This window comes from Paenibacillus sp. D9 (assembly GCF_001188365.1).
Taxonomy (GTDB): domain Bacteria; phylum Bacillota; class Bacilli; order Paenibacillales; family Paenibacillaceae; genus Paenibacillus_O; species Paenibacillus_O humicus.
Map to the genome: position 1 here is coordinate 608,158 of NZ_JZEJ01000001.1, position 12,380 is coordinate 620,537.

The following is a 12,380-nucleotide window of genomic DNA, read 5'->3' on the forward strand; positions in this document are numbered from 1 at the left end:
ATGAATTCAAGTAGACGAAGAGGCAGGCCTTTGAGCCGTCGCTTCGATTTTCATAAAGGGGGCTTTTGCTTTGATCAAAGTAAGGCTTGTGCCTTTTTTGACGACGATCGCCGTTACCGCAGCCTTGCTTTTCGGCGGCTGGTACGCCTATGACCAGGCCGTCGTGGAGCGTCCGCTGCAATCTGCGGTGGATTCGCTGCCGGGTGTCGTCTCTGCCGTCCCGACCCTTTCCAAAGACTCTCTGACCGTTCGCCTGAAGCTGGGCGCCGGAGCCGATCTGCGGGGCATCCACGACCAGATTGCCGATCGCAGCGCCAAATGGCTTGAAGGACGCAAGCTCGTCATTACGGTCGATCAGAGCTCGCAGCCCAAGCTGGACTCCATCTGGACAAGCCAGCTGTTCACCGTCGCAGAAGCGATGGAGAACCGCCGCTATTCCGAAATACCGGATGCCTTGAAGGAAATCGAACGCGCGACGCCGGGCCTCAAGACGGCCACCTCGATCGACGACAGCAACGTATATGTGACGCTGGAGCTCGGCAGCGATACGAAATATATCATTCTGCCTAGAACCGGCGAGCGAATGGGGGTTTGGAGTAATGCCTAAGTACAGCATCGAGATAGGCGGGGGAGTTCTGGTCTCGCTGTTTGCGTTTCTGTTGTTCCGCGGCGTGAATATCATTCCTCTTCTGCTGGCGCTTGCGCTTATGGGCGTGCTGCTGTTCGCGCTCAAGTCCAAGGGGCAGCTGGCAGCGGCAGGAGGCCGCAGAGAGGCCCGGGTAAAAGGCTCGACGCCGTTTTCCTTCGACGATATCGGAGGACAGGATCGTGCCAAAGGGGAGCTGGTCGAGGCGCTTGATTTCCTGGTCAAGCATGAAGAGATCAGCAAGCTCGGCATCCGCCCCATGAAGGGCATCCTGCTTACCGGTCCTCCCGGAACAGGCAAGACGCTCATGGCCAAGGCAGCCGCCCATTATACGGATTCCGTCTATCTGGCCGCATCGGGCAGCGAATTCGTAGAGATGTATGTCGGTGTCGGAGCAGGCCGGATACGCGATCTGTTCAAGGAAGCCCGCAAGAAGGCCGGCAAGGAAGGGAAGAAGAACGCGGTCATCTTCATTGATGAGATCGACGTCATCGGCGGCAAGCGCGACGGCGGCCAGCATCGGGAGTATGACCAGACGCTCAACCAGCTGCTGACGGAGATGGACGGCATCCATACGAACGAGGCGCCTCGCATTCTCCTCATCGCGGCGACGAACCGCAAGGAGATGCTGGATTCGGCGCTGCTGCGCCCTGGCCGGTTCGACCGCCATATCGGCGTTGATCTTCCCGACAAGAAGGGCCGTCTTCATATCTTAAACATCCATTCCAAAAACAAACCGCTTCATGACGAAGTGAACATGGAAAAAATCGCCGAAGAGTCGTTCGGATTTTCCGGCGCCCAGCTCGAAAGCGTCCTGAACGAGGGCGCCATCTATGCGATGCGCGAAGGATTGCCGCTTGTCGAGCAGCATCATTTGACGATGGCGATCGACAAGGTCATGATGGGCGAGAAGACCGACCGCGAGTCCACCAAGGAAGAACGGGAGCGGGTGGCGATCCACGAGCTTGGCCATGCGATCGCGGCGGAGCTGCTTCGTCCGGGCAGCGTATCCCAGGTCGCGCTCGCGCCGCGCGGCGGAGCGCTCGGGTACGTGCGCCACAACCCGAGCGACGACCATTATCTGTACACGAAGGACTATCTGGAAGCCCAGATCATGATTGCTCTTGCCGGCGCAGCCGCGGAGGAGATGTTCTACGGCGGCCGCAGCACCGGCTCCCGCAACGACTTCGAGCAGTCGCTCAATATCGTCCGGACGATGGTGGAATGCGGCCTGACCGAAGTGGGCATCATTGAGGACAGGATGATGACGCCGGACCGCTGGGCCCAAATATCCGGCAGCGTGCTGGACGGCCTCATGAGCCGGGTCAAGGAAATGCTGGCCGCAAGACGGCAGCTGTTCACGCATTGCCTGAACATCCTGATCGACCGCGAGACGCTTGGCGGCGAGCAGTTCCGCAAGCTCATCGCATCGGAGGAGAGCCTCAGCGCTTAGGCTGGAGCGGCTGGCATGCATTCAAAAAGAGACGGAATATGCCGTCTCTTTTTTCATTTGCATCGATTCGGCGACAAGATGGGAACGAACGGTTGAATGAAGCTGGAACGGCCCGGATTTTTATAGCGGAAAAGAACGGTGTCAAGTTGTGTCGGCAGCCGTCGGAACGTTATAATAAAGGGTACTTTAGAGATACAGGGAATAGGAGAGACCATACTGTGAATTACAGAAAGATCGGCGTGATCGGCGCCGGCACGATGGGACAGAGCATCGCCGAGATGCTGTCCTACAAAGGGTTGGACGTCTATCTGCTGGAGCTGTCGGAGGAAAGGCTGAAGTCCGGCCTGGACAATATCGGGGTCAGCCTCGACAAGCAGATCGAGAAGTGGGCGCTGACCCAGGCGGAGAAAAAGCTGATCCTGGGACGGATCCATGGCGTATCGGCGATTGAAGACCTGTCCCAATGCGAGCTCATCATCGAGACGATCACCGAGGATCTCGACGCGAAGAAGGAAGTATTCCGAGCCGTAGACAAGGCTTGTCCGCCATCGGTCATTCTGGCAAGCAACACGTCGACACTGTCGCTGACGGAGCTGGCCAGCGTCACCGCGCATCCGGAGCGGGTCATCGGCATGCACTTCGTCTACCCGGTGTTCAAGGTGGATCTCGTCGAGATCGTTCGCGGACTCCGCACTTCGGACGAGACGTTCAAGGGCACGAAGGATTTCGTGGAGCAGGTGATCGAGAAGAAAGGCGTTATGGTGTTCGAATCCCCGGGATTCGTCACGACGCGCCTCATCTGCCTCTTCATCAACGAGGCTCTGCACATTCTGGAGGAAGGCACCGCTTCCGCGGAGGACATCGACAGCGCGATGCGCATCGGCTACTCGTTCCAGCACGGTCCGTTCGAGATGGCCGACCGGTTCGGGCTGGATTCCGTCCATGCCGCGCTTTCGTCGATGTTCCGGGAATACGGAGAGCTGAAATACCGGCCGTCCTTCATCCTCAAGAAAATGGTGCGCGCCGGCCAGCTCGGCGTCAAGAGCGGTACGGGATTTTTCAGCTACGACAAGGACGGTGACCGTGTATGAACATTCTCGTCATCAATGCCGGCAGCTCCTCGCTGAAATACCAGCTCTACGACATGAAGGACGAATCCGTCCTTGCCAGCGGCCGCGTGGAGCGGATCGGGATGGATTCCGCGATTTTGACGCATGAGCCGGCGGACAAGCCGGAAGTGCGCATCGTCGACGAGATTCTGGAGCATACGAGCGCGATCAAGAGCGTCTTGGACATGCTCGTCCATCCGGAGCATGGTGTGCTCGGCTCCGTATCGGAGATCCATGCGGTCGGGCACCGCGTCGTGCACGGAGGGGAGTCGTTCAAGGAGTCCGCTATCGTGACGAACGAGACGAAGCTGGAGATCCGCAAGCTGTTCGATCTTGCCCCGCTGCACAATCCGGCGCATATGATGGGCATCCTCGCCGTCGAAGCGGTGCTGCCCGGCGTTCCGCAGGTCGTCGTGTTCGACACGGCCTTCCATCAGACGATGCCGCAGGAATCGTACCTGTACCCGGTTCCGATGGTGCTCTACCGCCGCCACGGCATCCGCCGCTACGGCTTCCATGGGACGAGCCATGCCTATGTCAGCGAGCGCGCGGCCGAGGTGCTTGGCCGTCCGCTGGAGGAGCTCAAGCTCGTCAGCTGCCATATCGGCAACGGCGCGAGCGCGACCGCCATCCTGAACGGCAAGTCGTTCGACACGAGCATGGGCATGACTCCGCTCGAAGGGCTCATGATGGGCACCCGCAGCGGCGATCTCGATCCTGCGATCGTGCCTTACACGATGAACAAGGAAGACCTCACGCTGACGGAGGTCAACTCCATGCTGAACAAGCACAGCGGGCTGCTGGCCATTTCCGGAATCAGCAGCGACATGAGGGAGATTACGGAAGCGATGTCGGAAGGCGACAAGAACGCCCGTCTCGCTTTTGAAATGTATACTTACCGCGTACGCAAATACATCGGCGCTTACGCGGCCGCCATGAACGGCATCGACGTGCTTCTGTTCACCGCCGGAGTCGGGGAAAACTCCGTCGTGCTGCGGGAGCGGGTATGCGAGAGGCTGACGTTCCTCGGCATCGAGCTCGACCGCGAGCTCAACGCCCAGCGAAGCAAGGAAGCCCGAGTCATCTCTACGCCGGAATCCCGCGTGAAGGTGATGGTCGTGCCGACGAACGAAGAGCTGCTGATCGCGCGCGATACGTTCAAGCTGGCCGCAGAGCAATCGAAGGGAGAAACCGAAGCATGATTGAAAATCTCGTTACCATCAAGCAAGTATCCGCCCATACGGGCGCACGCGTCACCATCGGAGCCTGGGTGCACGGCAAGCGCTCCAGCGGCAAGATCGCCTTCCTCCAGCTTCGCGACGGAAGCGGTTATATCCAGGGCGTAGTCGCCAAGAACGACGTCTCCGAGGAAACATGGGAGGCGGCGGGCAAGCTGACGCAGGAGAGCTCGCTGTATGTATCCGGCACGGTCAAGGAAGAGCCGCGCAGCGCTTCCGGCTACGAGCTGCTCGTGGACGGCATCGAGATCATCCAGGCTACCCAGGAATATCCGATCACGCCCAAGGAGCATGGCGTCGACTTCCTGATGGACCACCGCCATCTGTGGCTGCGCGCGCCGAAGCAGCGCGCCATTCTGACGATCCGCGCCGAGATCAAGCGCGCCGTCAACGAGTACTTCGATACGAACGGCTTCACCCAGGTTGATCCTCCGATCCTGACGCCGACTTCCGCCGAAGGAACGACCAACCTGTTCCATACGAAATACTTCGACGAGGACGCCTATCTGACCCAGAGCGGACAGCTGTACATGGAAGCGGCTGCGATGGCTCTCGGCAAAGTATACAGCTTCGGCCCTACGTTCCGTGCGGAGAAATCGAAAACCCGCCGCCATCTGATCGAGTTCTGGATGATCGAGCCGGAAATGGCGTTCGTCGATCTGGAGCAGAGCCTCCGCATCCAGGAAGCTTTCGTCAGCCACGTCGTGCAGAGCGTCGTCAGCAACTGCCGTCCGGAGCTCGAGACGCTTGGACGCGACATTTCCAAGCTGGAGGCGATTCAGGCTCCGTTCCCGCGCATTACGTATGACGAGGCGATCGACTTCCTGAACAAAAACGGCTTCGAAGTGCCTTGGGGCGAAGATTTCGGAGCTCCGCACGAGACCGCCATTGCTCAAGAGTACGACCGTCCGGTATTCATTACCCATTACCCGGCTTCCATCAAGTCGTTCTACATGAAGCCGGATCCGAACCGTCCGGAAGTCGTTCTGTGCGCGGACATGATCGCGCCTGAAGGATACGGCGAGATCATCGGCGGCTCGCAGCGGATCGACGATCCGGAGCTGATGGCGCAGCGCTTCGAGGAGCATAACCTTCCTCTGGACGCCTATCAGTGGTACATGGACCTGCGCAAGTACGGCACCGTGCCGCACTCCGGCTTCGGCCTCGGTCTGGAGCGCACCGTCGCCTGGATCTGCGGCCTCGAGCATGTGCGCGAGACGATCGCATTCCCGCGCACGCTTTACCGTCTGTACCCGTAAGACAGCATGACCGCCATCGCCGCCGGAGGGTCCGGCGGCATGACCCAAGTTGCAGCGATCAGGAGGAAGGTGAGCCGCTTGAACGAGAACAGCCAGCATGAATATACGAGAGCATTGGCTTCCCTGATGGGAGAACGGGGAATTTTCCTTCCCGCGCTCCTTCTTCGCAGCTATCGGGAGCTGGGCCTCAGCGACAGCGACATGATGCTGCTTCTGCAGCTGATGATGTTCCGCGATTCGCTGCGTCAGGATTTCCCGACGCCGGACGAGCTCGGCCGGCTGACCGGCGCGACCGCCAAGTCGGTCCAGCAGCAGCTCGGCCGGCTGATCAAGGAAGGCTTCCTGACGATCAACGACGCCGTCGACGCCGCCAGCGGCATCCGCTACGAGCGGTACGACTGGCAGGGCTGGCTGGAGCGAGCGGCGGCTTGGGCGGCTTCCGAACGTCCGGAGCCCGCTTCGCCGGAACCGGCCGCCCGCCAGACGGCTGCGATGGAGCTCAACTTGTTCTCGGTGTTCGAGCAGGAGTTCGGAAGGCCGCTGTCTCCGATGGAATGCGAGCGGATCAGCAGCTGGCTCGACCTTGACCAGTACAGCGACGAGCTTATCCGCTTCGCGCTCAGGGAAGCGGTATTTGCAGGCAAGCTTCACTTTACGTATATCGACCGCATCCTTTTGGAATGGTCCCGCAACCGGGTATCGACGCCGGAGGAAGCGAAGGTGCATTCCCGCAAGTTCCGCGGGACGTCGAAAAACTGACGGGACGAGGCGGGGAGGAGGGCCGGATGAAAATCCGTTTTTGCCGGCGCAACCTGAAGAACGGGGCGAAGCCTGCCTACCGCAAGCTCAAGTCGGAGGCGGGAGTCAAGCTGGTCAAGGAAGACTGCCTCGGCAGCTGCAGGCTGTGCAGGGAAGCCTGCTTCGCCGTCGTCAAGGGGAAGACCTTATCGGCGTCCGGCCCCGCCAAGCTGCGGCGCAAAATCAAGAAGCGGTTGAATAAGCGATGACCGAATGACGATGAGGCCGCTGAAAAACAAGCGGTAGGCGCGGATCGTTCTGGAGAAACGTCGGAACAAGGATTCCCGAACGCAGCGGCAGCTTTTCAGCGGTCTCCATGACGACAGGGGGATTCAGGGTGAACGATCAATTGGCAACCGCTCTTAACGAGCAGATGAATTTCGAATTCTATTCCGCGCATGTCTATCTGGCCATGGCGGCCTATTGCTCCGGGGACAGCCTCGAAGGCTTCTCCAACTTCTTCCTCGTCCAGGCGGAAGAGGAGAGGTTCCACGCGATGAAGATTTACCGGTTCCTCAACGACCGCGGACGCCGCGCGACGCTGAAGGCGCTGCCGGAGCCGAAGAACGAATACGATTCCATGCTGGACGTATTCGAGCATGGCTACCGCCACGAGCAGCAGAATACGAAAAACTTCTACCAGCTCGCCGATCTCGCGCTTGATTCCAGAGAGCATGCGACGATCTACTTCCTCAAATGGTTCATCGACGAGCAGGTGGAGGAAGAAGCCCTTTTCGACAGCATCATCCAGAAGCTGAAGCGCATCGAGAGCGACAGCAACGCCTTCTATATGCTCGATGCGGAGTTTGCCGGCAGATCCTTCACGCCTCCAGCCGAGTAGAATCGCTTTAGCGGACACCTCTTTTCGCGTCAGTGGAACCGTGTCGTTCCACTGATTGCGAAGGGGGTGTTTTTTTGTTTCTCATCCCCGTTTCCCTTTTTTATGCAGCCAAGCCCCGCGCTCTCCTTCGAAGGAGCGGGATTTCGTTCTCGACGGCTGGACCGGTGAATGGATAAACAAGCAAATCAAGCCGGGACCTTCTTGGTCCCGGCTTGATTTTCCAGTGGAAGGAAGGAGGAAACTGATGCAGAATTGTGGACGTATAAGTCTCATTTAGGAAAGGAGAGAAAGGGATGCCGATTTATTTCAAAGACAGCTTTTTCAATTCGGGACCGACGGAAATCATGGACGAGGATGGAACTGTCATCGGTCATGTCGATCTCCGCAGCATGTTCGGAGCCTCGCTGGAAGTATTCGACCGAGATGGAGCGACCTTGTTCCAGGGGAAGTTCCCCCTCTTCTCCCGAAGATGGTCTGTGCTTGGACAGGGCGAGAGGGAAGCGGGGGAGCTCAGGCAGCGGCTGGCATTCCTGTCCAAAAGATTCGAATACGACAGCTTTGGAAGGGGCGTTTTTGAAATTGCCTCTCCCGCCTTTTCCGACTTGTACGAAATCACGGACGAAGCGGGAAACATGGCGGCCGGATTCCGGAAAGTAAGCGGCTGGGTGCTTCCGTCCGCCTACCGGCTGGAAACCTATACAAGCTCTGTCGGCGAAATGGAATGGGTGTGCGTCATCCTCGGCATGAATGCGATCCAGAAGGCGGCCCGTACGTCGAACTGATTGTTCACCTGCGGGGCGGGAGCTTCAGAAGAATGGCGGCAAGCAGAATGACGATGATCCAAGGAGACATATAGGTTGTCGCCCACTCGAAAACGATCCGAACCTTCGCATCCTCCGAGAAGGAGGCTGTCGGGAAGCTGCTGGCAAGCATGGAAACGATGAACAACGGCACCATCCAAATTCCGATCAAGCTCCACTTCTTCAATGTTCGGCACCTCCTTATTGGGTTAGCGGCGGGAATCGGAAGGCAGGGAAGCGGCCGCCGTTACGGTTCGCGAATACTCCGACGGCGGCATTCCGGTCGCTTTCTTGAAATCCCTGGAAAAGTAATGAAGGCTGGAATAGCCTAGACGGTCGGCGATTTCCGTATACGTATGGCGCCGCTCCCGGATGAGCGTCTTGGCTTCCTCGATCTTCATCTCCTTGAACGCATCCATGACGCCCATGCCGGTCTGGGACAAAAAGATTTCCTTGAGCCGGCTCCGTCCCAGGTGGACTGCCCGGCATAGATCGTCGAGCGCCAGCGGCTCGGACAGCCGCTGCCTCATGATCTCGCGCACCCGGCGCACCGTATCCTGCTCCAGCCGGGCGGCCTTCGCCGGGACGCTGCGGCGCTGTTCGGCCTGCTCGCCCAGAGCTTCCGAGCGGGCGCTGCGGATCTGTCCGATCAGCAGCAGCTCCAGCAGCAGGCGGAACGCCTGCTGACTGGCCGCCGGCGCCTGGGGGTTGCGGCTCAGCTCATGGCTGCCGGGAGTATGGTAGGGCGGAAGGAAGCTGGCGAATCCTTCCTGCAGCAGCAGGGCGAGCCAGCTTCTTTCGCGTTCGCCGGGATACGACACCCGGTTCTCGAGCTCTTGCATGAGCGGGCTCGTACAGCCGAAAGCGATGACGATGAGATTGGGGGGCCGATGACCGGCATCCACGCGCACGGTGTGGAACTCTCCCGGCTTATGGAAAATCAGCTGACCCTGCTTCAGCGTCAGCAGCCGGTCGTCTGCGCGAACCTCCACCTCTCCCTTGTCTACATAGAGAAGCTCCCAGAAGTCATGCGATTCCCCTTCGAACAGGAAGCCCGTCGGATATTCGAAATAATGAAAGGAGATCAGGCTCTCCACCTGTACGGGCGTCTCCAGAATCAAGCGGCTGAACGGCATGCGGGCATCTCCTCGCGGTCTAGGGATAGGATCGGTTTCCATTTTACCATGTTGGAGTGCAAATTTAACGGCTGATGCGACAAATCCAATCGGAAGGGAGATTGATATAATCGCAGCAAGGAAGCGGATACAGAAATCCGAAAGGAGCTGCATGACATGAAAAAAGGAATCAACGCCTGGTCGTTCCCGGCGGGTACGGGCATTGAGGAAAGCATGGACCTGGCGCTTGCCGCCGGCTTCGACGGCATCGAGCTTGCGCTGGAGGAGAACGGGCCGCTGAGCCTGGAAAGCACGGACCGGGATATCATCGGGATCCGCAAGCTGGCGGAGGATAAAGGCATCGAGCTGGCGAGCCTCGCGAGCGGCTTGTACTGGAGTTATCCGATCACAAGCTCGGACGCAGCCGTCCGCACGAAGTCGGCGGACATCGTCAAGCGGCAGCTGGAATGCGCTGCGCTGCTCGGCGTGGACACGATTCTCGTCGTGCCCGGCGCGGTCGGAGTCGACTTCATTCCCGACGCAGAGGCCGTTCCCTACGACAAGGCCTACGAGCGCGCGCTGGAGGGACTTTCGCGGCTCGCCAAGGACGCCGAGGCAGCCAAGGTGGCGATCGGCATCGAGAACGTCTGGAACAAGTTCCTGCTGTCTCCGCTGGAGCTGAGAGGGTTCATCGACGAGATCGGCTCCGATTATGTCGGCTCCTATTTCGACGTCGGCAACGTCGTGCACTCCGGCTATCCGGAGCATTGGATCCCGATTCTCGGCAGCCGGATCAAGAAGGTCCACTTCAAGGATTATCGCAGGCAGGCCGGCGGCCTGCACGGCTTCGTCGACCTGCTGGCCGGCGACGTCGACTATCCGGCCGTCGTCGGCGCGCTGCGCGCCATCGGCTACGACAGCTTTGTAACGGCGGAAATGATTCCTCCTTACACCCATCACGGGAGCCAAATCATCTTCAATACTTCGGCGGCTATGGACGCCATTCTCGGAAGGAGCGGCCGCGCATGATCAGAATCGGAATCATCGGACTTGGATTCATGGGAAGGGCCCATCTGGAAAACTACATCAGGCTGGCCAAGGAAGGCGTGGCCGTGCAGGTGGCGGCCATTTGCGACGCGGATCCCGCCAAGCTTCGCGGCGAAGGCGGCGGAGGAAATCTGGATGCGGGCACTTCACAGCTCGACCTGTCCTCTTTCTCCCTGTATACGTCGCTGCAGGAGATGCTGGACAAGGAGCAGCTGGACGCCGTCGATATTGCGCTGCCGACGCATCTGCATCGCAGCGTGACGGTCATGTGCCTGGAAGAGGGCCTGCATGTGCTGTGCGAGAAGCCGATGGCATCGAACGTGGCGGAATGCCTGGAGATGCTCCAGGCTTCCGAGAGAACCGGGAAATCGCTCATGATCGGGCAATGCCTGCGCTTCTGGCCCGCATATGTGTATCTGCGGGATCTGATCGCCGAAGGAACATATGGCAAGCCGACTTATGCGTACTTCTACCGCGGCGGCGGCACGCCGGACTGGGGCCCCTGGGTGCTGCAAAAGGAAAAGGGAGGCGGCGCCCTGCTCGATATGCACGTGCATGACACGGATGTCGTCAACTGGCTGTTCGGCATGCCGGAAGCCGTCTCGACGCAAGCCGTCAACGTGATTCCGGGAAGCGGCTACGACATCGTGTCCACCCATTACCGCTATGGCGGCGGCGAGGTCGTCCATTCCCAGGTCGACTGGACTCTGAACGGCGATTTCGGCTTCGAGATGGGCTTCCGGGTCAACTTCGAGCGGGGCAATGTCCAGTTCAGCGGCGGCGCCGTGAAGGTGAACCCGAATGACGCGCCGGGCTTCGAAGCGGATCTGCCGGACGATCAGGGCTATTACTACGAGCTGAAATACTTCGTGGAGAAGCTGCTGGCCGGAGAGCCGATCGAGGAAGCCCATCCGGTCAGCACGATGTCGACGATCGCCATCGTGGAGGCGGAGCTGGCTTCCGCCGACAAGCGGGGCGAGTGGGTGAGCCTGGCTGGAGCGGCGGTTAAATAAGAGCAGGGCGGAAGCTCCGCTAGGGAATCAAGAGGCTGCCCTTCTAGGGCGGCCTTTTGATTTTAAAACGGGTTTTGAGCTTTGCTTCGGATTGTTATAGAGGTTGGAGAGTTCGTCATAGGGAGGACGGGGCCATCGCTTGCATCAGGAAACAACTGCCAGCAGCATCCCGTCCTCACAGCGAAAAAGTTCGCAACTTTCAGCTGCCAAAGGGCGCCGGAGCTCGCCGAGCTCCCTGTCGCTCAACGGCGCCGCGATCGCCAGCCTGCCGCCGGGCAGGAGCACACGTCGCATTTCTTGCAGTGCGAGGAGGCGTTCATCATGATCCAGATGCTGCAGCACGAAGCTGCTCGCCGCGAAGTGGCAGCTTCGGTCAGGAAGAGGCAGAGCAAGCAGGTTGCCTTGGCGCGTCTCGGTCTGAGGAAGTGAGCGGGCCAGCAGGGCAAGCATGGACGAGGAGACGTCGACAGCGATTAAGCGGGCTCCGCCTGCGGCCAAAAGCCTCGTCAGATTGCCGGTTCCGCAGCCGAGATCGGCGCCGGTTTCTCCTGGCAACGGGTCGAGCCAATCAGCCAGCTCTGCAAGCGTTGCTACATACCGCTCTAACGAGTACCCGGCAGGAAGCGATCGGACCGGCGCTTCCTCTCCGGCTGCAGCCGCCATTCCATCCCAACCGATCCCGTCGGTCCAGCTGCCGCGGGTTTTTCGTTGTTGCTGGAGCTCCCGGGAGGACTCTTTCAATTCATCCAGCGAAGGGAGTCCGGATCGGCTCTGCCAGGCGGCCATTCCCTGGTCCAGCGACTTCAAGGCGGCCGAGGCGTCCAGCCATTGCTCGTACAGCGATTGCCTCGCTGCTCCAGCCGCCAGCAGGAAAGCTTCCCGGTCTCCAAGACCGTCCAGCATGCCGGCAATAGAGGAGAGCGGGATTCCCCATTCACGCAGAGCCGCTATCCATCTCAAGCGATCGATGTCATCGCCGCTATAGAAGCGGTATCCGCCTTCGGTGCGGGCGCTGGCCGGCAGCAAGCCGGTCTGTTCGTAATAACGGATGGCCCGGGGAG

Annotated in this window: 14 protein-coding genes; 11 read left to right on the forward strand and 3 right to left on the reverse strand. The window is 59.7% G+C overall.

Features of this window, described 5'->3' with window-relative positions; genetic code table 11:
* The first annotated feature begins 70 nt into the window (after positions 1-70).
* The 9 genes from VE23_RS02865 to VE23_RS02905 all read left to right on the forward strand — a co-directional run bounded on the left by VE23_RS02865 (position 71) and on the right by VE23_RS02905 (position 8,126).
* Positions 71-607 carry a hypothetical protein gene (locus VE23_RS02865; protein WP_048749024.1) on the forward strand — a complete coding sequence of 179 codons (537 nt, stop codon included), beginning with the start codon at positions 71-73 and terminating at the stop codon, positions 605-607.
* The gene (locus VE23_RS02870; RefSeq protein ID WP_048749025.1) at positions 600-2,099 is read left to right on the forward strand and encodes an AAA family ATPase; all 1,500 of its coding nucleotides are present in this window, start codon (positions 600-602) and stop codon (positions 2,097-2,099) included. The genes VE23_RS02865 and VE23_RS02870 overlap by 8 nt, the downstream gene beginning before the upstream one ends.
* A 218-nt stretch (positions 2,100-2,317) precedes the next feature.
* On the forward strand, positions 2,318-3,190 hold the full coding sequence (locus tag VE23_RS02875; protein ID WP_048749027.1) for a 3-hydroxyacyl-CoA dehydrogenase family protein: 873 nt from the start codon (positions 2,318-2,320) through the stop codon (positions 3,188-3,190).
* On the forward strand, positions 3,187-4,410 hold the full coding sequence (locus VE23_RS02880; protein ID WP_049867243.1) for an acetate/propionate family kinase: 1,224 nt from the start codon (positions 3,187-3,189) through the stop codon (positions 4,408-4,410). Before VE23_RS02875 ends, VE23_RS02880 begins: the two co-directional genes overlap by 4 nt.
* A complete protein-coding gene (gene asnS, locus VE23_RS02885; protein ID WP_048749031.1) occupies positions 4,407-5,705 on the forward strand; it encodes an asparagine--tRNA ligase in 1,299 nt (432 codons plus the stop codon). The genes VE23_RS02880 and asnS overlap by 4 nt, the downstream gene beginning before the upstream one ends.
* A 39-nt stretch (positions 5,706-5,744) precedes the next feature.
* Positions 5,745-6,464: a DnaD domain-containing protein gene (locus VE23_RS02890; protein ID WP_084781240.1), complete on the forward strand. Its 720-nt coding sequence runs from the start codon at positions 5,745-5,747 to the stop codon at positions 6,462-6,464.
* 26 nt (positions 6,465-6,490) lie between these two features.
* Positions 6,491-6,712, forward strand: coding sequence for a DUF1450 domain-containing protein (locus VE23_RS02895; protein WP_021882280.1), 222 nt, complete (start codon positions 6,491-6,493; stop codon positions 6,710-6,712).
* 128 nt (positions 6,713-6,840) lie between these two features.
* Positions 6,841-7,344: a ferritin gene (locus VE23_RS02900; protein WP_048744868.1), complete on the forward strand. Its 504-nt coding sequence runs from the start codon at positions 6,841-6,843 to the stop codon at positions 7,342-7,344.
* A 293-nt stretch (positions 7,345-7,637) separates the two neighbouring features.
* On the forward strand, positions 7,638-8,126 hold the full coding sequence (locus VE23_RS02905) for a hypothetical protein (protein ID WP_049867244.1): 489 nt from the start codon (positions 7,638-7,640) through the stop codon (positions 8,124-8,126).
* Between the two features lie 4 nt (positions 8,127-8,130).
* Here the strand turns inward: VE23_RS02905 and VE23_RS02910 are convergent, their stop codons facing one another.
* On the reverse strand, positions 8,131-8,331 hold the full coding sequence (locus VE23_RS02910; RefSeq protein ID WP_021882283.1) for a hypothetical protein: 201 nt from the start codon (positions 8,329-8,331) through the stop codon (positions 8,131-8,133).
* A 22-nt stretch (positions 8,332-8,353) separates the two neighbouring features.
* Positions 8,354-9,280, reverse strand: coding sequence for an AraC family transcriptional regulator (locus tag VE23_RS02915; protein WP_048744869.1), 927 nt, complete (start codon positions 9,278-9,280; stop codon positions 8,354-8,356).
* A gap of 156 nt (positions 9,281-9,436) precedes the next feature.
* Between VE23_RS02915 and VE23_RS02920 the strand changes: the two genes are divergently transcribed.
* Positions 9,437-10,288 (forward strand): sugar phosphate isomerase/epimerase family protein, encoded by an 852-nt coding sequence (locus VE23_RS02920; RefSeq protein ID WP_049867245.1) that lies wholly within the window; start codon positions 9,437-9,439, stop codon positions 10,286-10,288.
* Positions 10,285-11,319: a Gfo/Idh/MocA family protein gene (locus tag VE23_RS02925; protein ID WP_049867246.1), complete on the forward strand. Its 1,035-nt coding sequence runs from the start codon at positions 10,285-10,287 to the stop codon at positions 11,317-11,319. Before VE23_RS02920 ends, VE23_RS02925 begins: the two co-directional genes overlap by 4 nt.
* A 144-nt stretch (positions 11,320-11,463) precedes the next feature.
* Here VE23_RS02925 and VE23_RS02930 read toward each other — a convergent pair.
* Positions 11,464-12,380: methyltransferase domain-containing protein (locus VE23_RS02930; protein WP_198156125.1), on the reverse strand; the 917-nt coding region annotated here is incomplete at its 5' end.

What these genes read in the sequence shown, in the direction of transcription:
- VE23_RS02870 (WP_048749025.1), top strand. Translation starts at nt 600, where the DNA reads ATGCCTAAGTACAGCATCGAGATAGGCGGGGGAGTTCTGGTCTCGCTG.
- VE23_RS02880 (WP_049867243.1), top strand. Translation starts at nt 3,187, where the DNA reads ATGAACATTCTCGTCATCAATGCCGGCAGCTCCTCGCTGAAATACCAG.
- asnS (WP_048749031.1), top strand. Translation starts at nt 4,407, where the DNA reads ATGATTGAAAATCTCGTTACCATCAAGCAAGTATCCGCCCATACGGGC.
- VE23_RS02890 (WP_084781240.1), top strand. Translation starts at nt 5,745, where the DNA reads ATGACCCAAGTTGCAGCGATCAGGAGGAAGGTGAGCCGCTTGAACGAG.
- VE23_RS02895 (WP_021882280.1), top strand. Translation starts at nt 6,491, where the DNA reads ATGAAAATCCGTTTTTGCCGGCGCAACCTGAAGAACGGGGCGAAGCCT.
- VE23_RS02905 (WP_049867244.1), top strand. Translation starts at nt 7,638, where the DNA reads ATGCCGATTTATTTCAAAGACAGCTTTTTCAATTCGGGACCGACGGAA.
- VE23_RS02915 (WP_048744869.1), bottom strand. Translation starts at nt 9,280, where the DNA reads ATGCCGTTCAGCCGCTTGATTCTGGAGACGCCCGTACAGGTGGAGAGC.
- VE23_RS02920 (WP_049867245.1), top strand. Translation starts at nt 9,437, where the DNA reads ATGAAAAAAGGAATCAACGCCTGGTCGTTCCCGGCGGGTACGGGCATT.
- VE23_RS02925 (WP_049867246.1), top strand. Translation starts at nt 10,285, where the DNA reads ATGATCAGAATCGGAATCATCGGACTTGGATTCATGGGAAGGGCCCAT.